The following is a 25,298-nucleotide window of genomic DNA, read 5'->3' on the forward strand; positions in this document are numbered from 1 at the left end:
CTACTCCAAATTCCCTAATCAGGAGATGTTTTTTGCAACATATCAGTGAACCTTTTGTTTCAGGTGAATCTTTAATTCATGCTTCTCATCCCGGATTCCGGGTTATTTGTGCATTGCTTTTTTCCCTTGTCGGGGCATTGGTTATGACGATTCCTGCTGCGATAATGGTTTTTATCTCCGGTATTCTTTTCGTATTTTCTGCCCGTCTGCCCATGTTCAGCCTTATGAAACGTTTGCTTTATGTGAACGGATTTATTTTTTTCCTGTGGCTGTTTCTACCTTTCTCCCGTCCCGGCGATCCTGTTTTTTATGTGGGACCTTTCACAGCTACTGCCGAGGGCATCTTATATGCCGCAGTTATCACCTTGAAATCGAACGGGATTGTTCTGGCGGTCACATCACTTATTTCAACCATGCCTGTGCAGTTGATGGGGGCAGGTATGCAGTCTGTGAAGTTTCCAGATAAACTTTGTCGACTGTTTTTATTCACATGGCGATATGTGCACGTCATGGGTGAAGAGTATGACAAGATGAAGCGCGCTGCCATTATGCGCGGTTTTGCCCCGCGTAACAGCATGAGGACTTACCGCACCTATGCATGGCTTCTGGGGATGCTACTGGTGCGAAGCTGGGACAGGGCGCAGGTTGTATGGCAGGCAATGCTTTGCCGGGGATTTACCGGAAAATTTTATACTCTTAATGTTTTTCAAGTCAGGGCTTCTGATTGGTGTCTTTTGGGGATGACCGTTCTATTTGCATGTGCTTCTATTGTTTTTGAGCTGTATAAAGTTGAGGTGTTTTGGTGAGTTATCAGATTTTTTCTTTGCGTGACATAAATTTTGTCTACCCTGGCGGGAACGAAGTTTTAAAGGGCGTAAATTTTGATTTGCACAGCGGCGAAAAAGTTGCGCTTACCGGACATAACGGAAGCGGTAAAACAACTATGCTTCATATTATTATGGGGCTGTTGAAGCCTACATCGGGGCAGGTTCTTTTTAAAGATCGCGAAATGAAAAGCGAGAAAAATTTCAGAGAACTGCGCAAAGGTGTGGGGCTTCTTTTTCAGCAGGCGGATGATCAGCTTTTTTGTCCTACAGTTATTGAAGACGTTGCATTCGGTCCCTTAAATTTGGGTAAAAGTCCGGACGAAGCGCGCGAAATTGCAAAATATGTGCTTTGCCTGCTTGGTCTTTCGGGGTATGAAGAAAGAGTAGCTTATCGTTTGTCCGGCGGTGAAAAGAAACTGGTATCGCTTGCGACGGTTCTTGCCATGCAGCCTGAAGCTTTGGTGCTCGATGAACCGACAAATGATCTTGATCCTTCGATGCGGGACAGGCTTGCTGATATATTATGTTCGCTGGATGTTGCTATGCTAGTTGTTTCGCATGATCTTAATTTTTTGAAGAAAGTTACCAGTCTGGAATATTCTTGTCATGATGGTGCCGTACTTAAGGAAGCATCGGTATTCAGCAAAGATAAGAGTTATATGAAGTGCAAGGTGTAGTTTTAGTTTTATTTAAGGGAGAAATGTATGTCCAAGTTTAAATTGTTGCTATTAGTTGCTGTAGCTTTTTTGTTTGTATCCGGTTGTTCCGATGGTAAAAAAGTAACTATGAAAGTTGCTGCAACCGCATATACTTCACATGTTGCGCAAACTTCTTCTACTCCTTTTATCGGTGCGTGGGGCGATGAACTGAAACCGGGTATGAAGGCTATTGCAGTTTCAAGGGATTTGATTAAAAAAGGATTGGTTCGCGGAACGGCTGTTAAAATTGAAGGTCTCGAAGGCAAGTATTTAGTTAAAGATAAAATGAATAAGCGCTGGACTGATAAGATAGATATATACATGGGACTTGATACCAAAGCCGCGAAGGATTGGGGCAAAAGGGAAGTTACTATTGAATGGGAAAACATCAAAAGTTAACGAGAATATTTTTTCAGATAACGTTAGAATATGAAGCGTGTTCCGGTTGCGGAGCACGTTTTTTATATGAAAAAGTAGCATAGGCTTAATTAATCAAGAAATACTTTTTGAATCCTCTCTCAACCTCTTTATTTTTTCAGATGATTTACGTAAGGATGAGCTTCGCGACGAATTTTTGATTTTTTTCACATTACTAACCGTATGATTCATGGAGCCTTACTTGAGCGAGCGTAAAAGAAATCCTCAGCAGAGCATTCGAGCACACTGTTTGTGGTGCATGGGTGGAAGTTCTCAGCTTGTCAGAGAATGTCTGGACGAGAGTTGCGCACTTTATCGGCTCAGAGGACCTAAGTCCGATGAAGCTGAGCGAGTTTGTCTGCGTACAATAAGAAGGCATTGTCTTGCTTGCACTGTGGGAGACAGGCAGGCTATTCGAGCATGTCCTGAAAAGGAATGTGTTCTCCGTCCTTACCGGTTCGGGGTTCATCCCAGAACGATTAAGAGAAGGAGAAAAAGGCAGGTTGAGAAAAATCATCTGATGCTACCAGGTATGTAGGCGGGCAAGCTGTTGTCTGTTAAAGCAGGCCGAAAAGAGTCATTTCTTCCACAATCTTGTCTTTAGTGAGAGGCTTAATTATAAAGCTTGTTGAGTTTCCTCGCAGATATGTTTCCGATATCTGTTCTTCGTCATCCAGAACGGTCATGATTATTGGAATTTCTTTGCTTAATTCTAAACCTTCTTTTTGTTCTATTTCTCTTATCTTACGCAAAGCATGCGGTCCGTCCATTGAGCCTATTTTAGATTTTATAAAAATAGCGCTGAAAAAATCATTTTTTTTTAAAGAATCTGTGAAAGCTTTAACCGCTTCATTTCCATCACTGACAATATGACATTTACCGTGATTCTGTATTGTTTTTGTAATGAGCTCACGGTGTAATTCATTGTCGTCTGCAATGAGAAATTTCATACCCAGCCTCCGGCAGTTCCTGTTAAAAATTGTTAACAGTGTTTTAAAGATGCGTGCAGGTTATATAGCACACGCCGCAGACTGGGTCTAGCTGTGATTGTTTTTAGTTTATCTGTCTGATTCTTTCATGGACAGGGCTATTCTTTTACGTGCGAGATCTACTTCCATGACTTTAACCAGAACGGCCTGACCGGGGTAGACTACATCGGAAGGGTTGCGCACGAAGTCATCGGTTAATCTGCTGATATGCACTAGTCCATCCTGATGTACTCCCACATCAACAAAAGCTCCGAAGTTTGTTACATTAGTAATAATGCCATTCAGCATCATGCCTTCTTTGAGATCTTGAACTTCTTTTACGTCATCATCAAACTGGACAAGTTCGAATTGCTTGCGTGGATCGCGGCCCGGTTTTTCAAGTTCTTTCAGAATGTCTTCGAGAGTTGGCAGTCCCAGATCGTCCGAGATATATTTTTCAAGATTGATCTGTTTTCTGAGTTCCGGTGATGTTATAAGGTCGGATACGCTGGCATCAAGATCTTTAGCCATAAGCGCGACAGTCTTATATCGTTCAGGGTGAACGGCGGTTTCATCAAGTGGGTTTTCAGCATTTCTGATGCGCAGGAATCCGGCGCATTGTTCATAAGCCTTAGGTCCGAGTCTCGGGACTTTCATAAGAGCCTTGCGGGAAGCAAAAGGTCCGTTCTCGTTTCTCCATTTGATAATATTCGCGGCAATGGTTGCGCCGAGTCCGGAAACTGATTCCAGAAGTTTGGCGCTGGCAGTGTTTAATTCAACCCCGACCATATTTACGCTGGATTCAACAACTCTGGTGAGACTTTCAGCCAGCTTTTTCTGATCAACATCATGCTGATACTGTCCGACCCCGATGGATTTAGGATCAATTTTAACCAGTTCAGCCAGCGGGTCCATAAGTCTGCGTCCGATGGATACCGCGCCGCGCACTGTGATATCATAATCAGGAAATTCTTCACGCGCTATGGGCGAGGCTGAATATACGGATGCACCGGATTCGTTAACCATTATGATCGGTAGAGATTCAGGTAGATCCAGCCCTTTGATGAATTGCTCAGTTTCGCGTCCTGCTGTGCCGTTGCCTATGGCGATTGCTTCGATGGAATATTTTTTAACAAGAGCTACAACTTTTTCACCCGCCTCTTTCTTTTTGCCTTCTGAAGTCACGGGGTAGATTGTATCGTTGTGCTTAAGACCGCCCTGTGCATCCAGACAGACAAGCTTTGCGCCTGTTCTGAATCCGGGATCGAGAGCAAGAATATTTTTACTGCCGAGCGGAGGGGCGATCAATATTTCTTTAAGATTTGAGGCAAAAACTTTGATGGCCTCGGTTTCAGCTTTTTCCAGAAGATTGGAACGAAGCTCTGTCTCCATCTGCGGAGCAAGCAATCGTTTATAGCTGTCGACAGCGGCTTTTTCCACCTGTTTTGATGCAGCAGAAGTAGACTTTACAATATTGCGGCTAAGGGTATCAAACCCTTCTTCTTCGGGGGGACGGAAGGATACTTTTAAAAATTTGTCTCTTTCACCGCGAAGCATGGCAAGGATTCTGTGTCCAGCCGCCTTTCGTGCAGGTTCGTGCCAGTTAAACCAGTCTCTGAATTTGGAAGCTTTATCTGCTGATTCAGCCGCAAGTGCTATCTTCGTAGCGTGGGATTCAAGTGTAGCCTTGCTTTCAAAAAGAGAACGTATAGATTGTCGCAATCCCATATTTTCGGCTATTCGTTCAGCTATTATGTCCCGTGCTCCGGCTAATGCGTCTTCAATGCTTTCAACCCCTTTCTCGGCGGATATGTAGCTTTCCGCTTCTTTTTCGGGATCACATTTTTGCGCAAAAACTTTAACAGCGAGAGGTTCAAGACCTTTTTCAATAGCAGCCTGCCCTTTTGTTTTACGCTTGGGCTTGTAAGGCATATACAAATCTTCTAATTGCCGCATACTCTTGGCTGCATTAATTTTACTGCGTAACTCGTCAGTAAGCTTTCCTTGCTCTTCAATCGAATTAAGAACGGTTTCACGTCTTTTATCAAGTTCATTAAGCTTACCTAGAAGATCGCTGACAGCCTCAACTGCGACTTCATCCATACTGCCCGTAGCCTCTTTACGGTAGCGGGAGATGAATGGGATAGTAGCGCCTTCCTCGAGAAGAGAGGCAGCCGCTTGTACATTTTTAACAGGTAGATTCAGTTCGGAAGCGATGCGAGATATATTAGCAGTGGTCATTTATTTAGCCGTTTTTAGTTGTTTATATTGAGTATTGATACAGAATCAGTCAACACGGTCACTTTCGCTTGTTAACCGTTTTCAGTCAATGTTGTTTATACATCCACATCCCCGCCAGCAAAGCCAATCGGGTCGGGGGTTATGAATCTGCCGATAGCGGGATCATATTCACGATATCCAAAGTGAACCAAGCCAGTATCTTTCTCCGTCAATCCTGCTGAAAAACCCACGCAAGTATCAAATTTTTCATTACTATCGAATAATAAATTACCAAACGAATCATATATAATCCGCTTTACCTCATTACCCCTTTCATCCGCAACCATGAAAATTGAAACGACTTGATCGCCAAAAAAACAGCCCCGACACATAATGCGTCGGGGCTGTTTTTTTTGAAAGTGGTTTAAATATTGAGATCTATTCTATGTCAGATTCTTCTTTTGCCAACTCTTCCGGACTAAGAGACCAGAAGGGTGCGCCATCCTTTGTTAGGCGGAATTTATATTTACGTTCTTCTCCGGCCTTGAGCTTTGCGGCTACGTATTCAAATTCACCGTCGATTTCTATTAACACTCCGTAAACTTTTACAGTTACGCCCGGTCTCAGATCCGTGATTCTTGGTTTTACGAAGTCTTTAGGTCCAAGATGGACAAGAACCTCTTCTCCGTCTTCTTTGTCTTTGACTAATATTCCGATCCCTTCTGCCATTCCGTCCAAAGGCGTAATGTCGACGATTTTAAGTAATCTTCCTTTGAAAACGTCACGATCTGTATTGTCGTAAAGCTTGTCGTATTTTCCGTCTTTTTCCCATCCTTTGATGTTCATATCGGAAGCACATGCCGCAGTGGCTGCCAGAATGGTCAGGCAGAGTAATGTTAATAATTTCAAACTGACTTTCTTAAGCACTTAAAAGCTCCTTTTTAGGTCTATTTTTTTTCAGACAACCACTTGCTGAATGCAAGTAGATTGATTTTTTTCGCATCAGCATAAGCTTGTCCACGCATAAAATCTGTCTTGATAAATTCGACTATCATTTGTTTTGATTTTCTATTGATCAAAAAGGCTCTGATGTAGTCCGATCTGGAATATGAAGAACCTGGATCTACAGCGCCGCCGTTATCTGCGCTGATAACATAGAGCAACGCAAAGTCTGCATCTGTATTGCTGAGAACTTTTAAAACTTCATCAATATCCGGTTCATATTTACCGTATTTTTTTCTCACCCACAACTTTTGGTTATTCACGTTTTCAAGAACAGGAATGTTGCCCCCGTTAACTGAATAGGCTGAGTCGGAGAAAATAAAAGCACCGGATTGTTTACAAGCCTCTTTCAAAGCCTGCGTCATCGTCCAGCGGTGTTTCATTGTAAAGTCCATAGTGTCTGCCCGCCACGGCAGAAGGGCGACCTTATATGTTTTACCACCTGTCTCGAAGGGAGTGTCATACCCGGCTGCGGCAGTGCAGGAGATAAACGTCATTGACGCGAGCAGCATTAGTAGTAATTTTTTCATCGGTAATCCTTTGTATAGATAGTGATATCTGCAATTTACATTGAGGATTAAAATAAGTCTACTGCTGACACTAATATTAGGCTTGGCCCCGAATGGATTTGTCGTTACACTCCGATTTGTTATAAAATTGGAGGTATTTAGATGTCCGGAGTTAAAAAGCCTCAAAAGCTGTCCCGAAGGGGGTTTCTTTTCGGCGGATTCAGGCCCAAGGATGATAAGGAACAGATTCAGAGTGCGGCAAAGCCTATTGCTGCGACTGAAGTTGACCTTGATGTTCTTGCTGCCGCTAATGTTGCTTATGAATGCAAAAGGTATTCTGAAGCGGCAGATAAATATAAAGATTTTATTAAGTCAGAGCCTCATAACGCAAATGCCAGAAAAAGATACGGGCACAGTCTGTATCTGTGCGGAAAGTTTATTCAGGCGAAGGTGGAGCTTGAGCGGACTATTAAAATATTAGGTGAAGATAATTTTTCTTCACTATATTTAGGTTTAGTTTTCTGCCGTATCGGCAACGGGGATAAAGTTCTGTCTGTGTGGAAAGGATATTTTAATCCCGAAAAAATTGATGTGCAGCGCGAAGTCAATTTGCAGATGGCACTAATTGAAAGTGATCCTGAATTTTCGCTGGAAGAAGCCGCAGATATGGTTGAAAAAGTCTTAAGCGAAAGTGCTGCATAGTTTTACTTTGTGGCAAGTTCTCCTAACCGTTTAAGACCTTTTTGAATTTTATCGCTCCAGAGAGCTCCGCTGCTAAGTCTGATGTAATTTGAAAAAGCATCGCGGGTTGAAAATACAGAGCCGGGTATTATTCCGATTCCTTCTTCTCTGGCCTTGAAAAAAAGCTCTATGCCGTCTGTTCCGGCAGGAAGTTCTACCCATAGAACAGAACCTCCTTTCGGATCGGTGACCTTTGTTCCTTTAGGGAATGATAAGGCTATCTCCGAGCGCATTTTATTCATTTGTTCTTTCATGGCCGCGCGTAATTTTTTGAGATGGCGGTCAAAATGAGCTTCCCTCAGGTATCTGGCTATAGCCATCTGAGTAGGAGAGGCGCAGGATACGTTTGTGGTGGCTTTTATTTCCATGGCCTTCTCGAGATAACGGCCCGGAGCCAGCCAGCCTACACGGTATCCCGGGGCAATGGTTTTGGAAAAAGATGAACAAAGCAGTACTCCGCCCTTGCAATCAAAAGATTTGAAAGTTCGCGGTCTGGTATCTCCGAAATAAATATCTCCGTAAACATCATCTTCAACCAGCGGAATGTTTTTATCAGCGAGCAGTTCAACTATTTCTTTTTTTGCATGGTCGGGGGTAAGGCCGCCATCAGGATTATTGAAATTGGGTGAAAGAATGCAGGCTTTAAGGTCGAATTTTTTAACCGCCGCGGAGAACTTTTTCGTGTTGATTCCGTTTTTAGGGCACGAAGGTATTTCTATTGCTCGCAGTCCAAGGCTTTCTACCAGTTGCAGGAAGCAATAATATGTGGGCGACTGAATAAGGACCAAATCACCGGGCCGGGTGAGCGAGCGCAGGGATATATATAGCGCTTCCATTGCTCCGGTGGTGATCATCAGGTCTTCGGCTGTTAAATTGGAACCGCAGTCCACCGAGCGGAAGGCAATCTGTCTGCGCAGTTGCATATTACCGGAAATGGATTCGTAATTTATTGAGAGATCCGGGTTTTCTCTGATTACAGCGCTCATTATTTTCGAGAGGTGTTTTGTTGGTAACAGCTCACTGCTGGGACAGACAACACCCAGCGGTAACAAATTTTTATTCCCTACAGTTTCAAGAGCGGTTTGAATCAATTTATTTTTGGTGACGGTGTGCGGTTCAAGTTTTTGGGCTGTGTTAACCAACGGCGTAGAAATTTTACGAAATTCGCTGCGTACAAAATATCCTGATCTGGGGCGGGATTCTATGAATCCTCTTTTTTCCAGCTCTTCATAAGCATGGCTGACCGTTGAAATTGATACTTTGAGGTTTGCACTCATCTGTCTCAGAGAAGGAAGCTTGTCTCCGGGAACTAAATCTCCAGCAATGATATGTTTGGATATTTCCTGCTCAACCTTTTTGTATCTGTATTCGTCTTCGCCAAGCTGACTTGTCATATTTTGAGTCCTGTTTTATTAATCTGTTATGATTCAGATTTGTATAAACTGTATCTGTACTGATTACAGATTGTATGTTCTTTTACAGTTGTCTTCAAGGGAAATTTTAGTTTGGATTTTTTGAGTATTAATGTTGCTGGAGGTAAGTGTGGAATCCGTAATGAGTTCCCGTAAAATGAGATTTAATGATGTACTGATGTCGGCAATGAAGCAGGCTCTACCTATTGTGCTTGGCTATTTGCCCGTCGGGTTTGCTTATGGAGTTCTGGCCCGCAAGACTGGAATTTCGGTTGATAACACTGTGCTGATGTCCCTTTTGGTTTTTGCCGGTTCAGCACAGTTTATTGCGGTCGGGCTGTTTGCATCCGGCGCTTCAGCCATTTCTATTATAGTAACAACCTTTGTAGTTAATCTTAGACATCTCCTTATGTCGGCGGCTCTCTCTCCATACTTACGTAAGTGGAGTAAGCTGGAGCTGGTTGCATTCAGTTTTCAGCTTACCGATGAAACTTTTGCAGTGAATTCGATCAGATTCGGCAAAGGGGAGACTGGAAAAAGTGAAACTTATCTTATTAACAGTATTTCCCAGTTGGCTTGGGTTGGCGGGACTGTTCTGGGAGTTCTTTCAAGTTCGTTGATTGCCGACATTAAACCTATGGGGCTTGATTACGCGCTTCCAGCAATGTTTATTGCTTTGCTAATATTTCAGATTAAAGACAGAAGTCATGTCATAGTCGGGGTGATCACGGGGCTGCTTTCCACAGCACTTGCTCTTGGCGGAGCAGGGCAGTGGAATGTTATAATCGCAACGCTTATCGGCGCAAGTCTGGGAGTGGCATTGTCATGGATCAAAAAATAGTTTTACTTATAATTGTCGGTATGATGGTCGTGACTTACGGGCCGCGTCTGCTTCCTGTTCTGACCTTAAGTTCGAGAGAACTTTCACCCGTAGTTACGCGCTGGTTGGGATATGTACCGACTGCGGTACTGTCTGCAATGCTCGTCCCTTCGCTTTTAGCTCCCGAAGGAGTGATAAATTTAGGGTTCGACAATATATATTTGTGGGTTGCGGTCCCTACTTTTGCTCTGGCAATGTTCACACGAAATTTTTTCGGAACAGTTGCATTCGGTATGGGGATGGTCGCGGCGGTTCGGTACTTTTTTTAGAAGCAGAGATAAGTATAATAGATTTAATATATTAAAAAAGAGCAGCCTGTGTTTTTGCACGGACTGCTCTTTTTTTATGTAGAGATATAACACTGTCTTACAATGTTTGTTTTTACGCTATTGAACCGGAGTCCCTTTTTTATCCTTTTCCTGATCAGCGGCAATCTGCGAAAGTTTTGCGCGGATATAGTCGCTGGCAATGTTTCCCTGTTCATCATTCTGGGTGGGGGCGTAGGTGGAAATATCTTCGGCAATCTGCTTTTCCATGCGCTCTGATTCCATGAACATTATATATACAAGGACTAGTGCAGAATTGTTTTCAGTGGTTCCGCTGCAAAGCTCTTCAATCTGATTTTTGGGTACAGTTTCAAGCAGCCTGTCGATGAACATGACAGCCCATTTGTCGTATAGTTCGGCAATGGTGGGGATCATTAATTTTATATTATTAGCAGATTTTTCATCAATATTGGGCATGGTCATAGTTATGAATTCACCGATGGCATTCTGTCTGGCAGATTCATCGTGAGTACATTTTTTCATTATGATCGCGTGAATATATTCTCTGATTTTTGCTTCTTCCATTTCTATATTACCTCATGCTGCAAAATTACTATTGCGGTTCCTTATTTGTTCTGCGGACTGATTACTAGAAAGCTTCCTTACAGGCAACCGCGCAGGCAACCGCAGTGATAGCTGTTGATTGAGTCTGTGTTTTGGTGGTAAGGCCCTTGAAGTTGTAATCAACTATAGTAATTTTTCGAAATTTATACTGATAGATATTCGGATGCGTAAAGCTGTTTTATTCAAAGGAGATAATGAACAGATGGTTAATGGAAAAAAAGTTGTAATGGTAATGCCTGCTTATAACGCAGCATCAACATTAAAGAGAACCTTGGATGAATTGCCTGGCGGCGTTATTGATGAAATTTTGCTGGTAGACGATTGCAGCAGAGACGACACTGTTTCTCAGGCTGAAAGTCTTGGCCTTAAAATAGTTGCTCACACGTGTAATACTGGTTACGGCGGCAATCAGAAAACTTGTTATAACACCGCTCTTAAAATGGGTGCGGATGTTGTTGTTATGGTTCACCCGGATTACCAGTATACTCCGCTTATTATTTCAGCCATGGTTTCTCCCATTGCAAACGGTGTTTTCGACTGTATGCTGGGGTCACGTATTCTCGGAACCGGAGCGCGCAAGGGGGGAATGCCTTTTTATAAATATGTTTCAAATCGCTTTCTTACCTTTTTTCAGAATGTAATGGTCGGTTACCATCTCTCCGAATATCATACCGGCTATCGTGCTTTTTCCCGCGAACTGCTGGAAAAGATTCCGTACGATGTAAACAGTGATGACTTTATTTTTGATAATCAGATGCTTTGTCAGATTATTTACGCCGGTTACGATATCGGAGAAGTGACTTGTCCCACACGCTATATGGATGATTCTTCCTCCATAAGTTTTAAGCGTTCGGTTAAATACGGAATAGGAGTGCTCAGGTGTTCCGTTGAAACGGCTCTGCACAGGCTGGGCTGGATGAAAAGTGAGTTTCTTAAGTCTGTAGACTTTCGTAAGGACAGATAGGCCCAGATATGCCCGGTTTCATAGCGGATAATGATTTCAGGAAAGGGATTGCTACGGCAGTTATTCTGGTTGCGCTTGTTTTGATTGTATATTCCCAGTGCGGAAATTTCGAACTGGTTACTTATGACGACACAAGTTACGTCACCGATAATGAAAGAGTTATGCAGGGCGTTTCAGCTGAAAATGTCAGTTGGGCGTTTAGTTCTTTTCAGCTTTCCAATTATCATCCGCTGACCGTTGTTTCGCATATGATTGATACCTCGCTTTTCGGCGATTCTGCCGGAGCGCGTCATCTGGTGAGTGTTTTTCTCCATCTGGTCAATGTGTTGCTGCTTTTCTTTTTTCTGCTTAAAGCAACATCCGGGCTTGAGGAAGGCGGACTTGTTCCGTCTTTTTTTGTTGCCGCGCTTTTTGCCGTGCATCCGGTTCATGTTGAATCTGTAGCATGGGTTTCTGAGCGAAAGGACGTGCTTTGTACCTTTTTCTGGCTGCTGAGCATGATCAGTTGGCTTGATTGGGTGAAGTCTAAAAAGATGAGCAGTTACGCTTTGACATTTTTCTTTACCGGTATGGGGATACTCGCCAAGCCGATGGTTGTAACTCTGCCTGCCGTATTGCTGCTTTTAGATTTCTGGCCTCTCGGCAGGATTGATCTGAAAAAAAATCCCGTTGCAAAATTTATTAAACTCGCCATTGAAAAGCTGCCTCTGGTCCTTCTTTCGGTGTTGTCCTCTGTTCTTACTTTTATGGCTCAGAAAGGCGGCGGAGCGATGCAGTCCAGTGAATCATTTCCTCTGGGCTTACGATTTTCCAATGCGCTTGTTTCGTGGTGTTCCTACTTGCGGGAGCTTGTGTTTCCCCTTGATCTGGCCGTTTTTTATCCTTATCCGCAGGACATTGCGATATGGAAACCAGTTTCTGCCGCACTTTTTATTATAGCTGTTTCAGTCGTTTGCATCCGTTATATAAAGAATGCTCCTTTTGTCGCAGTGGGCTGGTTCTGGTATGTGGGAACGCTTGTTCCTGTTATCGGACTGGTGCAAGTCGGTGATCAGGCTATGGCTGATCGTTATGCGTATATCCCTTTTATCGGGCTTTATATGGCGACCTGTTTCGGTGTTGCTTGTCTGGTAAAAAAAGGGTGCATACCTGCGAAATTTGCAGTGTCTGCCGGAGTCGTGGTTGTTTTAGTTCTGCTGGCAGGGGCATATACTCAGGCCGGATATTGGCAGAACAGTGAATCTCTTTATGAGCGTGCGTTGTCCGTGACCGAAAATAACCATCATATGCATTACAACTACGCAAATCTTCTTGAGCGTAAAAACGAATCCGGTAAGGCTGCGCAGCATTTCAGAGCTGCAATAAAAGCCGATCCCTCGCACTACAAAGCCATGACAAATCTTGCGAATATTTATAGCAAACGCGGAGAGCTGGTCAGCGCTATGGAGCTTTATCACAGGGCTTTGCAGGTTAATCCTGATTATTCTACTGCCTATGCAAATCGGGGGATTGTTAATCATAAACAGGGAAAATTGGATGAAGCTTTGCGCGATTACAAGAAGGCTTTGGAGCTTGCCCCCCGTTTGGCTGATTCAATGGTGAATATGGGAATACTTTATTACATGCGTGGAGAAAATTCGGCAGCACGTGCGATGTTCCGTAAGGCTCTTGATATAGATCCTGATAATAAAGCTGCCCGGAAAAATTTGAGCTTAGTTCAGTAGTTATTGGTTTTTATGTGTGGTTGCTGTTCAGTAGCCTGATCAGGATGTGCTATCTTCACGTGAGTTATAACAACTATTATTTACGCACTTTTTTATTGGAGACACTTCATGGATTCCCTCATTAACATGCTGCCTTTATTCAAAATTATGTTTGTTTTTATTTGTATGCTGATAGGCATCAGATTTAAATTAGGGGTGGGATTGTCGGTGCTTATCGGTGGATTTGTTCTGGCGCTTGTAACGGATATGAAAATGGACGCGTTGTTACAGACTGTCCAGTCCGCGGTGACAGACGAAAAAACTATATATCTGGCTTTAATTGTTGCCTTGATCATGCTTCTCAGCGGATTGCTCGAGCGTACCGGGCAGGCCGGAAGAATTATGGACTCTTTGACAGGATACCTTAAAAGTCCCCGCTTGCGGCTGGTCTTTTTTCCGGCTTTGATCGGATTGCTTCCTATGCCGGGCGGAGCAATTTTTTCTGCACCTATGATTCGTGAAGCCGCAGAAGGGCTTGATGTTACTGATAAAGATAAAGTCGTAATTAATTACTGGTTCAGGCATGTGTGGGAATTAGCATGGCCGCTGTATCCCGGAATGCTTCTCGGGGCGGCCTTAAGTGGAATGCCGGTGTTTAAATTTATCAGTTATACTGCTCCCGGATCGTTAGCTTGTATCCTGTTAGGGTATTTCTTTTTTTTAAGACCTTCCATTTTACCTCTTAAAAACGGCGTTCACGATAATGTAGAAATTAAACCGGGCAGCGCCTTAATAGCTGTAAAAGAAGGATTGCCCCTTCTTATGGCAATTGGTGGGGCATTATGTTTTGAAGGTATTTTTTCTCTTATATCTCCAAACATTCCATTCGAAGCAGGGATTGTTGTTGCATTATTTTTAGCTGTAATTTGTGCGGCATTTTCTAATTCAGGATCATTTGCAATTATTTGCTCTTTGCTGGTTCAAAAAAGATTTATAAGCATGATCTTTTTGATACTATGCGTGTTTATATTTAAAGATGTGCTCGGTGATTGCGGGTTGGTCGGGGAACTTTCGCGCCTTGCAGGCGGAGAGGCAGCTTTGATTGCCGCTGCGGTTTTTGTTCCGTTTTTGATAGGCTTTATTGCAGGTATTACGATGGCTTTTGTAGGGGCTGCAATGCCGCTCGTTGTGGGACTGGTTGATTCGATGGGGATTACATCACAACTTCCGGCATGGGCTATGCTTTGCATGTTCTCCGGTTTTGCCGGCTTGATGGCCTCTCCACTTCATATATGTTTTCTTTTGACCTGTGAGTATTTTAAGGTAGATTTGTTTTCAGCATGGAAAAGGGTCTTGGTTCCAAGCCTTGCCTTGCTGTGTCTGGGAGTAGCGTACTTTTTCGTTTTGGTGTAGTACACTCAGACCTTACGAGGTTAAGAAATAAAAAATTGGAGGAATACGATATGGCTAATCCTATGGTAATGATGGAAACACCTGAAGGTGACGTTTTAATTGAGCTTTACGAAGATAAGGCTCCTAAAACTGTTGCAAACTTTCTGAAATATGTGGACGAAGATTTTTACGCTGGAACAATTTTTCATAGAGTTATTAATAACTTCATGGTTCAGGGCGGCGGTTTTGACTTTTCAATGAAAGAAAAGAAAACTAATCCTCCTGTTGAAAATGAAGCTGATAACGGTTTGAAAAATGAAGTAGGAACTCTTGCTATGGCTCGCACCATGGATCCTCATTCCGCTTCATCGCAGTTTTTTATTAACGTGAAAGATAACGGTTTCCTGAATCACACCGCAAAGAACCCTCAGGGTTGGGGATATTGTGTATTCGGTAAGGTTGTCGATGGAATGGAAGCTATAGACAAAATTAAAAAAGTGCGTACCCGCAGTCACGGCCCTATGGACGATGTTCCAGTTGAGCCTATCAGCATCATTTCTATGGTTCGTTTTGAAGATTAATTCTTTATTACTGACAAGTTTGTTTTTATCGCCGAAAAGGAATATCCTTTTCGGCGTTTTTTTTTTACGGTGTTCTAAAGTGGACGTATAAAGATACTATTTGAAAAGTTTCCTTTTTTTGGTATGAGTCTTGATACTGGTCTCAAGCGTAATTATTAAGTCTTATAAGTCGCAGAGGTAGAAGTTGGATAATTCTGAATTGACAATCCTGGTTATTGATGACGAAACGTTTGTGCGTGAAACAATCAGCGATTATCTCAGCGATTCCGGTTTTAATATATTAAATGCCGGAGATGGTGAGGAAGGACTTGAAGTCTTCAGGGAAAAGAAACCTGACGCCGTCCTCGTTGATTTAAATATGCCTCGTGTTGACGGATTCGAAGTTCTTAAAGCCGTGCGCGAAGAACAGCCTGATGTTCCGATCCTTGTTGTTTCCGGTGCGGGTCTTATTCAGGATGCCATAAAAGCTGTGCGTCTCGGAGCCTGGGATTTTGTCACCAAGCCTATTGTAGATCTCAGTATCCTTGAACATGCTTTGAAACAGGGACTTGAGAGAGCCGCTTTAATCAAAGAAAATAAATTATACAAAGAGCATCTCGAGTCAGAAGTTCTTAAAAGAACTGAAGATCTGCGCAGTGAAATAAAGGTTAGAAAAGAAACTCAAGATGCCTTGATGGCTTTACAGGTTGAAGTCATTGAGACTCAGAAAGAAATTATTATGACTCTTGGTGAAGTTGTTGAAACCCGTTCAAATGAAACAGCTAAACACGTTCGCAGAGTCGCTGAATATACTGGAATTCTGGCACTGCGGGCTGGACTTGGTCCTGAAGAGGCAAATCTGCTCAAGCTTGCCGCTCCTATGCATGATGTAGGAAAGATAGGCATCCCGGATACTGTGCTTAACAAACCCGGTAAGTTAACTTCAGAAGAATTTGATCTGATTAAAACGCATACCACTATCGGCCATGAAATTTTGAAGCATTCCGAAAGGCCTATTATCCGAGCCGCTGCAATCGTTGCTTATGAGCATCACGAACGCTGGGATGGTAAGGGTTATCCTCGCGGACTTGCCGGAGAAGATATAAATATTTACGGGCGGATAACCGGAATTGCCGACGTTTTTGATGCTCTGGGCTGTGACCGGGTATACAAGAAGGCGTGGTCAATAGATAAGATCAAAGGTTATTTTCAGCAAGAAAAGGGTAAACAGTTTGATCCCGTTTTAACGGATCTCTTTTTTGAAAATCTTGATGAAATTCTTGAGCTTCGTAAGATGTATCCAGATGGTTAATTTTTGTATTTATATAAATTTTAAAAGGCATTGAAATAATTTCAATGCCTTTTTTTTGAGAAAACAGTAGTCAGGATGATTTGAGCAGTTTTTCCACGAGAAACGGTTCGGGATGTTTTTTATTTCTCGCCAAATGCAGCGAGCTTTTTCGACATTTATTAACACAAACACCGCATCCCATACATTTATTCGGGTCAACGTGCATACGCTTGTCGCGGACCTTCATAGCTCCGAATGGGCAATATTCCATACATTGACCGCATCCGATACATTTGTGCGGGTCGACAATGGCGATGTATCCCGACGGGGCCAGCATAGGAATACCGTTTCTCATTGCCTCCATTGCGCCGCAGCAGCAAGGACAGCAGTTGCAGATTGCATAAAATCTACCGAGCATTACATCCTTGAAAAATGCGTGATGCACATGGCCTCGTGCGTTTTCCGCCTCAAGAATTCTTTCAGCTTCATCTATTGTTATGCTTCGTGCTTTATCTGGATGATTTTCTACAACAAATGAAGCAAAAGGTTCTCCAATAATTAAACATACATCCAGTGGATGGCACGGGTTCTTTCTGGACGCGCGGCAAGGACATTCAAGGGCTACAATATGATCGGGGTCACTAAGCACGATGTCTCTGGCCTTGCTGTAGGGCAAAACTCTCTCAGGCAGGGTTGTCGAAACTTCGCGTCCGATATGTATAAGTTTAATGGCTTCTTCAGTTATAATGATTTTGCCGTGATATGTGTCTGCAAAGTCTTTTTTTAACTGCTCTCTTTTTGTCTTATCGGCAGGGTTGGCAATAAGACTTGAAATAAAGTCCGCAATCGGGGCAAGATTGTTTTCACCCAAAGCGGCACCGATATATGCTTTAGGCCAGCGTATATACATATAACCATGAAGAACATCTTTGATGGTCATATTTTTATCCTCAAGGGCTTTCTTGAGGAATTTTCCGGTTCCAGTGTCCGGAATAAATTTATTTATAACTTTCTTCATGTCTGGTCCTCTTATAAACTAAATTAGCAGAGCCTGAAAAAATAGTACAGGTTTTCTCGAAGTAACTTCACAAGATGAACGGGTTATGCCTATGTTGCACTTGTACCTGATATCATAAGAGATAAGGATATTTTGCAGGAGTGATAGAATGGAAATTACAGTTCGCAGACACGGTGAGAGTGTTGTCGTCAGCATAGGAGAAAGGATCGATGCTTACGGCGCAGTAGAGCTCGATAAAGTACTTGCAGATCTTTTAGCGGAAGAATCGCTGGCTTGTATGGCGTTTGATATGAGCGATGTCCGTTATTTAAGCAGTGCCGGAATTCGCAGCATAGTGAGAACTCTTAAAATTTTACGCCTTAGAAAAGGGGCGTTAGCTCTTTGCGGTCTGCGTTCATATTGTAAAAATGTTCTTGATACTGCCGGTATGACTCGTTCTTTAGATATTTTTGTCTCAAAAAGTGAAGCCATGAATTTTTTGCAATCCGTGCAATGGGAACGGCAGGCTCTTGAAAATTGGGACAATCTCGAAAGTATGGATTCTCCCATCGGAGGGTTCAGGTTTATTCCGGGCGATAACAGTCAAACTGAAATTAAAGTTATAGGCTCGGTGGCGGAGGTTCTGCATTCAAGGGTAACTGAAAAACGCATGTTCTCCCGTAGATTTTCACAGACCGAATATTCTCTCGGAGTAGGCGGACTCGGAGATGTTCCAGAAGATTATATGAAGGTTCTCGGCGCGATGATTACTATCGGCGGAACTATGGCCTGGCTCCCGACAGATGGACATGATCTGGCAGATTTTCTGGTCCCTCAAAACGATACGGGGTCCGTGCTTATCAGAACTCCTTTCAATCTGACTATCGCCGGGGGATTTAACGAGTATGTGATGTTTAATTCCACAGAAGAAGGCGGCACAACTCTGGATAAGCTTTATAGAGGGCTTTTTTTACTGGCCAGAAGACGGCGCCGGGATTTCAAAGGGATAATAGGTGTAGCGGCGTGGACGCAGGTAAGCGAGTTGATGGCAGGAACTTTGATGCGTTCTCCTATAGATGAATTTGCCCCTGCGAACGGCAGGACTATCATTGATCCACTTAATAGCGGGGAGTGGTGGAGTCGGGACAGCATTCCGAGACACCGGAACGTTACCTGTCTTACTTGCGGGGTCGGTGTTGATTTGTCGTGTGATCTTTCAGTTTTTGATCCAGCCGGATTGTATGCCGGTTTTTATATCGATCCTGCCACAGCCGGAGACAAAGGGCATATTTTAAATAATCATGGTGCTGTTTTCGAGCCGCTTCAAATGCCGGAAAAAATGGTTTCACTTGATAAATCAATCCGGCAGGTTTCGGCAAAGGCTGAATTTAAAGATATGCGTAAATTACGTGATAATACTAAAATCACCCGTGCTTTTATGGGGATAAGTTATATTCAAAAATTTTCTCAGGACACTTCGGGCTGGCAGGGGCTTGGTGCTGAAGCCGCAGTCAGTCGAGGTCTCGCGGATAAAAGATATCGTCAGGAAGCAGACTCCCCGACTGTTCCTGAAAAAAGAGAAGAAGAAATAAACAAATTCCAGCGATTTCTTGAAGCTCAACAAGCCAAGCTCGGCACAAAGAATTAAGCTTGTCGGTTAAATTATAGCTGCTAAATTTGCTGAGTTTGTAATACAGTTGCAATGTTGGGAAAATATCATGTGTATATCTGCTATTTATGTGGGCAGTAAAAACAGGTGTGGCTTTCGCATTGTAAATATTTGGAGGCAATATGAAAAAAATAGTACTTTTATGTCTGACTACTCTGGGGCTTTGTTTCGGTAGCGCATTCGCAGCCGATGATACCGTTAAAATCGGAGTTCTTTATAATCTTACGGGAGCTATGGCGGCAGTTGATCAGCCCGGCCTGCACGGCATGGAGCTCGCAAGGGATGTGATAAACAGTGAAGGCGGTGTGCTTGGTAAAAAATTAAGTTTAATAATCTCAGATTGCCGTTCGAATCTTGATTCAACTGCAACCGCAGCTGAATCTATAGCTGATGAGGATGGAATCGTTGCGGTTTTAGGACTTAATGATACTGACTATGTCACAGCGGCGGCTCCTGCTGTAACAACTAAAGGGCTTGTGTTCATCACGGCGGGCGCCACGATGCAAAATTTACCCTATATGTACGGCAAAAACTTTTTTATGACTGCTTTTGGTGACAATATGCAGGCCCGTGCTATTGCTAAGTTTGCAAAGCGCAGACTGAAAACTGAACGCTGTTTTGTCGGGACAAATGTTTCCAGCGAGTTTGCCAAAACTCTTTCTAAGTATTTTAAGCGCAGATATCGCAAATATGGTGGAGTTGTCGTTGACGAGGTCTGGTATAATGCCGGAGACACCACTTATCCGCTACCAAAGGAAGGGGATAAGCCTGACCTGCTTTTTATGTCCATCACACCGCCTGATGCGGCGGGGTATGTGACAGAAGCCCGTAAAGCCGGATTTAACCAGCCGATTGTTTCCGGTGACGGATTTGATACTCCGGGCTTATTGAAGATTCCTGAAGAGTATGCTCATTCAATTTATTTTGCGACCCATGTTGCGTTTGATAATCCTGATCCTGAAGTCCGTGATTTTGTGGATAGCTACAAAAGGATGTTCGGAGTTGCGCCGGAGAGCGGTTTTGCCGCACTTGGATACGACACCGTCATGCTGCTTGCTCAGGCTATTACAAGAGCCGGTTCTACCAATACGGAAGCAATCAGGTCCGCTTTATCGGCAACTGTCGGATTTAAGGGTGTTACTGGAGAGATCAGCTATCCTGAAGGCGTAAGGGTTCCCAATAAAACTGTTGATATTGTACGTTTTACCAATGGAACTTTTTCTTTTGTTGAGCAGGTTTCTCCCAATTAAAATGGATTTTTTGTTCACTCATCAAATAAATGCCGGAGAGGGAAATGGAATTTAATATTGTAGTTGAACCAGCGTCCGCATGGTCTGCTGATGCTGTAATTTTTTTCGCATTTAAGGGTTCAGAAGAGTTTCTGCCCGGATTTTCCAAATGGATAACGACGCAGGCAGACTGGGTGGCAGGTTCTCCAGGGCTCACTGATTTTACTGGAGAACTCGGCAGTACAACTGTAATTTACGGTTCTTCCACTTCAATTCAGCGGGTTATGATTGTAGGGCTTGGCGATAAGAATGAGTTTGGAATTGAGCAGTTCAGTCAGGCTGTGTCCTCGGCTTTTTGTAAATGCCGGGAGTTGAAATTCAGAATTGTCGGTGCTCCGCTGTCCGCTTTTGAAGGTATCGTTCTTGAGGATATGCACGAACATTTCGTCGCTGCTGCAATGAGCGGGCTTTATTCATATGATGAGTTTAAGACTAAAAAAGAAGAGAATGCCGCGCTGCCCGAAGTCGTTAAAATGTTGACAGACGCTGAACCTTCCGAGACTTTTATTGAAGCTATTCATAAAGGACAGACTGTTGGAGAGGCGGTCTCTTATGCCCGTGATTTGGTTAATTCTCCTCCGAATATTGCAAATCCGGTTTTTCTTGCCGAAGAAGCAAAGAAGCTTGCAAAAAAGTACGGCTTTAAATTCAAGGCCATGAAACGCAAGGAAATCATTGATAAGGGGATGGGGGCTTATGCTTCTGTTTTTAAAGGAAGTATTGATGAACCTCGCCTGATTACTCTTGAATATTGCCCTAAAGGAAGAGAAGGGGATAAACCTCTGGTGCTGGTCGGTAAAGGGGTAACTTTTGATACCGGCGGAATCTCGCTAAAGCCTACCGGACACATTGAAGACATGAAATGTGATATGGCAGGAGCTGCGGCTATATTCGGATTTTTTCATGCCTTGGGCGAGCTTAATCCTGATTTGCCGGTTGTTGGGATACTACCTTGCGCGGATAATATGCCGGATGGATTAGCAACCCGCCCCGGCGAAGTTGTGACTTCTTTATCCGGTAAGACTATCGAAATTTTAAATACTGATGCCGAGGGCCGCCTTTTACTCTGCGATGCTCTGGCATATTCTAAACAGTTTGAACCCGCCGCTATAATAGACCTTGCGACTCTTACAGGGGGGTGCATAGTTGCGTTCGGCTGGAATGTTGCCGCTGTGATGGACAATTCACCTAAGCTTGAAAATATTATTATTGAATCGGGCATGAGAGTAGGTGAAAGATTCTGGCCCATGCCGCTGTGGGATATTTATAAAGAAGAGCTTAAAAGTGATGTAGCGGATTTGAAAAATATCGGTTCACGGGAAGGTATGACCATTCATGCCGGAATGTTTTTGAAAGAGTTCGTGCCCGAAAATGTACCTTGGGCACATCTGGATATTGCCGGACCGGCCTGGAGAAAGAAGAAGACTACAACTTTGACCGCCGGCGGAACGGGGTTCGGAGTCAGAACTTTAATAGAAATTATTTCGCGAATCGATTTGGAAGATATTTAATAAAAAAAGCGCTGCAGAATTACCTGCGGCGCTTTTTTTCGCCTTCGGCTGGACCAAAGGGCTTGCGGCCCTCTGGACTCCCTTTCAAGGGAAGAGGGGGATTATAAATATTTTTTTGTTTTAGTATTTAAACGCTTTCTTCTGCGAAAATGGTTTTAATTTGATCTATCGGGCAGTTGCTGCCGATCAGCAATTGTAACAGTAGTGTCGCTTTCAGCGCGGAAAGACCTCCGGCTGTTATGACACCTTTTTGTTTTAAATTTGCGGCTCCTCCGGGATAAGCATAGATAGGCCATACTCCGCCTTCCACGCATCTGGTGCATAGAATTACAAGTACACCTGCCTCAATACATTTTTCAATGCCTACGACCAGTTCGGGAGGTGTGTTACCTGCTCCGAATCCTTCAAGCACGATTCCTTTCACATCCGTTTCTAGTAATTTTTCTAAAATGGTGGAGTTCATTCCCGGATGGCAGCCGACCAGATGTACGTTTTTACTTACGCCTGTGACCGGAAAAGAGAATCTCGGTCTTCTGTAGGAGTCGGCTCTTGTCAGGATTACTGATTCTCCGGCTATAAAACCTATTCTGCCTGTGTTTTGACCTATAAACGGGTCGACGTTAAGGGAACTTGATTTGATTGCGTTCTTGGCTGCAAAAAGTTTGTCCGCCATTTGGATGATAACGTCTGTTCCTTTGGGCGGCGGCAGCAGACATACTCTGACGGCATCTACCAGATTACGTATTCCGTCATATCCTGATTCGTTGAAATAGCGCATGGCTCCGGTTAGAATTACCGGCTTCGGGGAGTTTACGGTCAGGTCGAGTGCATATGCTGTTTCAGCCATAAGATCTGTGCCGTGCAGAATGACAGCTCCAAGCACTTGGTCTTCGGAAAGGTATGAGTCTACGTCATGCGCCAGTTTAAGCATCATTTCCGGTGACATGTGCGGGCTGGGAACATCGGACCACAGCACAGGACGGATTTTAATGTCTTTATCGTCAGGAGTTATTTCTGAAAGTAATTTGTTGAAGTTGTCGTCGGGAACAACTCCTCCGGCATCAGGCTTTTCACTCATTCCAATTGTTCCGCCGGTGAATATGAGGACAACTTCGCCTGAAATATTATTCGCAACCATTTTTTATCTCCGGAAATGTATTTAGACTTTGAGCAAGTCAGGTAGCGTACCAAACTTTAATTGGCAATAAAAAAGCCTCTCAGACTTATTAGTCCAAGAGGCTTTTTGAGTGATTTTAATAGTTCAGCTGACTATTTCTTTTTCAGTTCTTTACCGCGTTCCATGTGACGTTTGGCAGAACTCAGTTCTGTTTTACGCAGACGGATTGAAAGCGGAGTGACTTCGATTACTTCATCGTCGGTGATGAAGTGCATAGCTCTTTCCAGACTCATAGGTTTGCATGGAGTCAGGATAACAGCTTCATCTTTACCGGATGCACGCATGTTGGTGAGCTTTTTTTCTTTGGTAGGATTGATATTGATATCAGTATCCTTGTTGTGCTCACCTACAATCATTCCTTCGTATACAGGGTCGCCTGGTCTAACGAACATTTCACCGCGAGGTTCCAGGTTAAAGATTGCGTAAGCAACACCTTTTCCTGCGCGGTCAGAAATTAAGGAACCTGTGTAACGTGCTGGGAAATCGCCTCTGTAATCGTCGTATCCGGCGAACAGAGTGTTCATGATTCCAGTACCTTTAGTGTCGGTAAGGAACTCATCGCGGTAACCGATAAGTGAACGTGATGGTGCAGAAAATTCCATGCGAACACGGCCCTTGCCGTTGTTAACGAGGTTGGTCATTTTTGCTTTTCTGGAAGAAAGTTTTTCAGTTACAACACCCATAAAGGCGTCTTCACAGTCGATGAAAACCTGTTCCATCGGCTCAAGTTTTTTGCCGTCAACTTTTTTGAAGATAACTTCAGGTCTTCCAACAGTAAGCTCAAAACCTTCACGGCGCATAGTTTCAATAAGGATAGCGAGCTGAAATTCACCGCGTCCTTTAACTATGAAACTATCTCTGTATTCGCTTTCTTCGATCTTAACAGCAACGTTCAACAGAGTTTCTTTTTCGAGTCTTTCACGAATTTTAGAAGACTGAACGAGTTTACCTTCAAGTCCGGCCATTGGGGAAGTATTGATTCCAAAGCGCATGGATACTGTTGGTTCATCAACAGTGATTCTTGGAAGAGCTTTAGGAGCTTCTCTTGTACAGATTGTGTCACCGATAGTGATTCCTTCGATACCGGAAACAACAACGATATCACCAGGGTGAGCGATGTCTGTTTCGGTGAAAGTTACACCTTCGTAGGTCTGAACTTTGGTCAGCTTAAGAGGGACGACTTGATTATCTTCATTGATACAAGCAAGAGGCACATTTTGTTTAGTGGAGCCGTGAATTACTTTACCGATTGCAAGACGACCGAGGTAGTCGGAGTATCCGAGGTCGGAAACAAGCATCTGGAAAGGTTCGTTTTCATCATAAGAAGGCCCGGGGATATGCTCAATAACGATATCCATGAGAGGGTGAAGATTTTCGCCTTTTTCTTCGAGAGTATGCTGTGCAATTCCGTCTCTGCCGATTGCGTACATGACAGGGAATTCAAGCTGTTCTTCGTTTGCGTCTAGATCGATGAAGAGGTCATAAATTTCGTCAAGAACTTCTTCAGGGCGAGCATCACTACGGTCAATTTTGTTGACAACAACAATGACTTTCAGACCGGCTTCAAGAGCTTTTTTCAATACGAATCTTGTCTGCGGCAGAGGACCTTCAGAAGCATCAACTAAAAGGATTGCTCCATCAGCCATGCTTAAGGAACGTTCAACTTCTCCACCAAAGTCGGCATGGCCGGGGGTGTCGATGATGTTGATTTTTGTGCCTTTCCAGTCAACTGCACAGTTTTTAGCTGCAATGGTAATACCACGTTCGCGCTCAAGGTCCATGCTGTCCATGAGTCTGTCATCGACTTTCTGGCCTTCACGGAAGAGTCCGCTTTGCTTGAACATTCCGTCAACCAGTGTGGTTTTACCATGGTCAACGTGGGCTATGATTGCGATATTTCTGATTTTATCATTAATAGTAAGTTTGTTCACGGATTCCTCCGGCACATTACTGCCGCAAGCTTAGTTTCCCCGTAACGGGTTACAATGCTAAAAAAGGATGCGGAAGATCAGCGGTCGGTTTGATTTATAGAGTTGGTTTGATAAGGGATGGTTAGTTAGGGTATATTAACGATTATGGCAAGTAAAAAAAAAGTTAATTTTGTGATAGATGTGTAACTTCTTGATTTTATTTCTAATTTATAGTGTAGATTTGAGTATAAATTTCTAAGTAATTTTTGAT

General features: G+C 43.4%; 25 protein-coding genes. 15 read left to right on the top strand and 10 right to left on the bottom strand.

Going from position 1 to position 25,298, the window contains the following annotated elements; all coding sequences use genetic code 11:
• The first annotated feature begins 32 nt into the window (after positions 1–32).
• The 4 genes from cbiQ to JEY82_RS06115 all read left to right on the top strand — a co-directional run bounded on the left by cbiQ (position 33) and on the right by JEY82_RS06115 (position 2,480).
• Complete coding sequence (gene cbiQ, locus JEY82_RS06100) at positions 33–806, top strand: cobalt ECF transporter T component CbiQ (protein WP_304083804.1); 774 nt, start codon at positions 33–35, stop codon at positions 804–806.
• On the top strand, positions 803–1,504 hold the full coding sequence (locus tag JEY82_RS06105; protein ID WP_304083807.1) for an energy-coupling factor ABC transporter ATP-binding protein: 702 nt from the start codon (positions 803–805) through the stop codon (positions 1,502–1,504). The genes cbiQ and JEY82_RS06105 overlap by 4 nt, the downstream gene beginning before the upstream one ends.
• Positions 1,505–1,531: 27 nt before the next feature.
• Positions 1,532–1,924 (top strand): 3D domain-containing protein, encoded by a 393-nt coding sequence (locus JEY82_RS06110; protein WP_304083809.1) that lies wholly within the window; start codon positions 1,532–1,534, stop codon positions 1,922–1,924.
• Positions 1,925–2,144: 220 nt separating this feature from the next.
• Entirely contained in the window at positions 2,145–2,480 is a 336-nt protein-coding gene (locus JEY82_RS06115) for a restriction endonuclease (protein ID WP_304083811.1), read from the top strand.
• Positions 2,481–2,499: 19 nt separating this feature from the next.
• Here JEY82_RS06115 and JEY82_RS06120 read toward each other — a convergent pair whose 3' ends face one another.
• The 5 genes from JEY82_RS06120 to JEY82_RS06140 form a co-directional block, all read right to left on the bottom strand.
• Positions 2,500–2,892, bottom strand: a complete 393-nt coding sequence (locus JEY82_RS06120) for a response regulator (protein ID WP_304083813.1) — start codon at positions 2,890–2,892, stop codon at positions 2,500–2,502.
• 108 nt (positions 2,893–3,000) lie between these two features.
• Positions 3,001–5,151, bottom strand: coding sequence for a Tex family protein (locus tag JEY82_RS06125; RefSeq protein ID WP_304083816.1), 2,151 nt, complete (start codon positions 5,149–5,151; stop codon positions 3,001–3,003).
• Between the two features lie 95 nt (positions 5,152–5,246).
• The gene (locus JEY82_RS06130; RefSeq protein WP_304083819.1) at positions 5,247–5,522 is read right to left on the bottom strand and encodes an RHS repeat domain-containing protein; all 276 of its coding nucleotides are present in this window, start codon (positions 5,520–5,522) and stop codon (positions 5,247–5,249) included.
• A 46-nt stretch (positions 5,523–5,568) separates the two neighbouring features.
• Positions 5,569–6,057 carry a hypothetical protein gene (locus tag JEY82_RS06135; RefSeq protein WP_304083822.1) on the bottom strand — a complete coding sequence of 163 codons (489 nt, stop codon included), beginning with the start codon at positions 6,055–6,057 and terminating at the stop codon, positions 5,569–5,571.
• A gap of 20 nt (positions 6,058–6,077) precedes the next feature.
• Positions 6,078–6,662 (bottom strand): hypothetical protein, encoded by a 585-nt coding sequence (locus tag JEY82_RS06140; protein ID WP_304083824.1) that lies wholly within the window; start codon positions 6,660–6,662, stop codon positions 6,078–6,080.
• A gap of 141 nt (positions 6,663–6,803) precedes the next feature.
• Here JEY82_RS06140 and JEY82_RS06145 point away from each other — a divergent pair, with 141 nt between their 5' ends.
• On the top strand, positions 6,804–7,343 hold the full coding sequence (locus JEY82_RS06145; protein ID WP_304083827.1) for a tetratricopeptide repeat protein: 540 nt from the start codon (positions 6,804–6,806) through the stop codon (positions 7,341–7,343).
• 2 nt (positions 7,344–7,345) lie between these two features.
• On the opposite strand, the gene JEY82_RS06150 is transcribed toward JEY82_RS06145, so the two are convergent.
• Positions 7,346–8,776, bottom strand: a complete 1,431-nt coding sequence (locus tag JEY82_RS06150; protein ID WP_304083830.1) for a PLP-dependent aminotransferase family protein — start codon at positions 8,774–8,776, stop codon at positions 7,346–7,348.
• Positions 8,777–8,924: 148 nt separating this feature from the next.
• On the opposite strand from JEY82_RS06150, the gene JEY82_RS06155 reads away from it, so the two are divergent.
• On the top strand, positions 8,925–9,635 hold the full coding sequence (locus tag JEY82_RS06155) for an AzlC family ABC transporter permease (RefSeq protein ID WP_304083832.1): 711 nt from the start codon (positions 8,925–8,927) through the stop codon (positions 9,633–9,635).
• Entirely contained in the window at positions 9,620–9,943 is a 324-nt protein-coding gene (locus tag JEY82_RS06160; protein WP_304083834.1) for an AzlD domain-containing protein, read from the top strand. The genes JEY82_RS06155 and JEY82_RS06160 overlap by 16 nt, the downstream gene beginning before the upstream one ends.
• 117 nt (positions 9,944–10,060) lie before the next feature.
• Here JEY82_RS06160 and JEY82_RS06165 read toward each other — a convergent pair whose 3' ends face one another.
• Positions 10,061–10,525 (bottom strand): hypothetical protein, encoded by a 465-nt coding sequence (locus JEY82_RS06165; RefSeq protein ID WP_304083836.1) that lies wholly within the window; start codon positions 10,523–10,525, stop codon positions 10,061–10,063.
• Between the two features lie 202 nt (positions 10,526–10,727).
• On the opposite strand from JEY82_RS06165, the gene JEY82_RS06170 reads away from it, so the two are divergent.
• The 5 genes from JEY82_RS06170 (at position 10,728) to JEY82_RS06190 (ending at position 16,495) form a co-directional block, all read left to right on the top strand.
• Positions 10,728–11,528: a glycosyltransferase family 2 protein gene (locus JEY82_RS06170; protein ID WP_304083838.1), complete on the top strand. Its 801-nt coding sequence runs from the start codon at positions 10,728–10,730 to the stop codon at positions 11,526–11,528.
• An 8-nt stretch (positions 11,529–11,536) separates the two neighbouring features.
• Positions 11,537–13,252, top strand: a complete 1,716-nt coding sequence (locus JEY82_RS06175; protein WP_304083839.1) for a tetratricopeptide repeat protein — start codon at positions 11,537–11,539, stop codon at positions 13,250–13,252.
• A gap of 108 nt (positions 13,253–13,360) precedes the next feature.
• A complete protein-coding gene (locus JEY82_RS06180) occupies positions 13,361–14,644 on the top strand; it encodes a DUF401 family protein (RefSeq protein ID WP_304083840.1) in 1,284 nt (427 codons plus the stop codon).
• A gap of 50 nt (positions 14,645–14,694) precedes the next feature.
• A complete protein-coding gene (locus tag JEY82_RS06185) occupies positions 14,695–15,204 on the top strand; it encodes a peptidylprolyl isomerase (RefSeq protein WP_304083842.1) in 510 nt (169 codons plus the stop codon).
• 184 nt (positions 15,205–15,388) lie between these two features.
• A complete protein-coding gene (locus JEY82_RS06190) occupies positions 15,389–16,495 on the top strand; it encodes an HD domain-containing phosphohydrolase (RefSeq protein WP_304083843.1) in 1,107 nt (368 codons plus the stop codon).
• A gap of 70 nt (positions 16,496–16,565) precedes the next feature.
• Here JEY82_RS06190 and JEY82_RS06195 read toward each other — a convergent pair whose 3' ends face one another.
• Positions 16,566–17,492, bottom strand: a complete 927-nt coding sequence (locus tag JEY82_RS06195; RefSeq protein WP_304083846.1) for a 4Fe-4S binding protein — start codon at positions 17,490–17,492, stop codon at positions 16,566–16,568.
• A 148-nt stretch (positions 17,493–17,640) separates the two neighbouring features.
• Between JEY82_RS06195 and JEY82_RS06200 the strand changes: the two genes are divergently transcribed.
• From JEY82_RS06200 to JEY82_RS06210, 3 genes are all read left to right on the top strand, one after another.
• Positions 17,641–19,119 (top strand): STAS domain-containing protein, encoded by a 1,479-nt coding sequence (locus JEY82_RS06200; RefSeq protein ID WP_304083849.1) that lies wholly within the window; start codon positions 17,641–17,643, stop codon positions 19,117–19,119.
• 143 nt (positions 19,120–19,262) lie between these two features.
• The gene (locus tag JEY82_RS06205; protein ID WP_304083850.1) at positions 19,263–20,390 is read left to right on the top strand and encodes an ABC transporter substrate-binding protein; all 1,128 of its coding nucleotides are present in this window, start codon (positions 19,263–19,265) and stop codon (positions 20,388–20,390) included.
• A gap of 44 nt (positions 20,391–20,434) precedes the next feature.
• The gene (locus JEY82_RS06210) at positions 20,435–21,940 is read left to right on the top strand and encodes a leucyl aminopeptidase (RefSeq protein ID WP_304083853.1); all 1,506 of its coding nucleotides are present in this window, start codon (positions 20,435–20,437) and stop codon (positions 21,938–21,940) included.
• Between the two features lie 127 nt (positions 21,941–22,067).
• On the opposite strand, the gene JEY82_RS06215 is transcribed toward JEY82_RS06210, so the two are convergent.
• Positions 22,068–23,078, bottom strand: coding sequence for an asparaginase (locus JEY82_RS06215; RefSeq protein ID WP_304083855.1), 1,011 nt, complete (start codon positions 23,076–23,078; stop codon positions 22,068–22,070).
• Between the two features lie 131 nt (positions 23,079–23,209).
• Positions 23,210–25,048, bottom strand: coding sequence for a translational GTPase TypA (gene typA, locus JEY82_RS06220; RefSeq protein ID WP_304083858.1), 1,839 nt, complete (start codon positions 25,046–25,048; stop codon positions 23,210–23,212).
• Positions 25,049–25,298 lie beyond the last annotated feature (250 nt).

The sequence above is a fragment of the Maridesulfovibrio ferrireducens genome (assembly GCF_016342405.1).
GTDB classification, from domain to species: Bacteria; Desulfobacterota; Desulfovibrionia; order Desulfovibrionales; family Desulfovibrionaceae; genus Maridesulfovibrio; species Maridesulfovibrio ferrireducens_A.

Bases quoted from the DNA above. Each gene is read 5' to 3' on its own strand.
- JEY82_RS06110 (WP_304083809.1), top strand. From the start codon at position 1,532: ATGTCCAAGTTTAAATTGTTGCTATTAGTTGCTGTAGCTTTTTTGTTT.
- JEY82_RS06120 (WP_304083813.1), bottom strand. From the start codon at position 2,892: ATGAAATTTCTCATTGCAGACGACAATGAATTACACCGTGAGCTCATT.
- JEY82_RS06125 (WP_304083816.1), bottom strand. From the start codon at position 5,151: ATGACCACTGCTAATATATCTCGCATCGCTTCCGAACTGAATCTACCT.
- JEY82_RS06130 (WP_304083819.1), bottom strand. From the start codon at position 5,522: ATGTGTCGGGGCTGTTTTTTTGGCGATCAAGTCGTTTCAATTTTCATG.
- JEY82_RS06140 (WP_304083824.1), bottom strand. From the start codon at position 6,662: ATGAAAAAATTACTACTAATGCTGCTCGCGTCAATGACGTTTATCTCC.
- JEY82_RS06145 (WP_304083827.1), top strand. From the start codon at position 6,804: ATGTCCGGAGTTAAAAAGCCTCAAAAGCTGTCCCGAAGGGGGTTTCTT.
- JEY82_RS06150 (WP_304083830.1), bottom strand. From the start codon at position 8,776: ATGACAAGTCAGCTTGGCGAAGACGAATACAGATACAAAAAGGTTGAG.
- JEY82_RS06160 (WP_304083834.1), top strand. From the start codon at position 9,620: ATGGATCAAAAAATAGTTTTACTTATAATTGTCGGTATGATGGTCGTG.
- JEY82_RS06165 (WP_304083836.1), bottom strand. From the start codon at position 10,525: ATGGAAGAAGCAAAAATCAGAGAATATATTCACGCGATCATAATGAAA.
- JEY82_RS06170 (WP_304083838.1), top strand. From the start codon at position 10,728: ATGCGTAAAGCTGTTTTATTCAAAGGAGATAATGAACAGATGGTTAAT.
- JEY82_RS06175 (WP_304083839.1), top strand. From the start codon at position 11,537: ATGCCCGGTTTCATAGCGGATAATGATTTCAGGAAAGGGATTGCTACG.
- JEY82_RS06180 (WP_304083840.1), top strand. From the start codon at position 13,361: ATGGATTCCCTCATTAACATGCTGCCTTTATTCAAAATTATGTTTGTT.
- JEY82_RS06185 (WP_304083842.1), top strand. From the start codon at position 14,695: ATGGCTAATCCTATGGTAATGATGGAAACACCTGAAGGTGACGTTTTA.
- JEY82_RS06195 (WP_304083846.1), bottom strand. From the start codon at position 17,492: ATGAAGAAAGTTATAAATAAATTTATTCCGGACACTGGAACCGGAAAA.
- JEY82_RS06200 (WP_304083849.1), top strand. From the start codon at position 17,641: ATGGAAATTACAGTTCGCAGACACGGTGAGAGTGTTGTCGTCAGCATA.
- JEY82_RS06205 (WP_304083850.1), top strand. From the start codon at position 19,263: ATGAAAAAAATAGTACTTTTATGTCTGACTACTCTGGGGCTTTGTTTC.
- JEY82_RS06210 (WP_304083853.1), top strand. From the start codon at position 20,435: ATGGAATTTAATATTGTAGTTGAACCAGCGTCCGCATGGTCTGCTGAT.
- JEY82_RS06215 (WP_304083855.1), bottom strand. From the start codon at position 23,078: ATGGTTGCGAATAATATTTCAGGCGAAGTTGTCCTCATATTCACCGGC.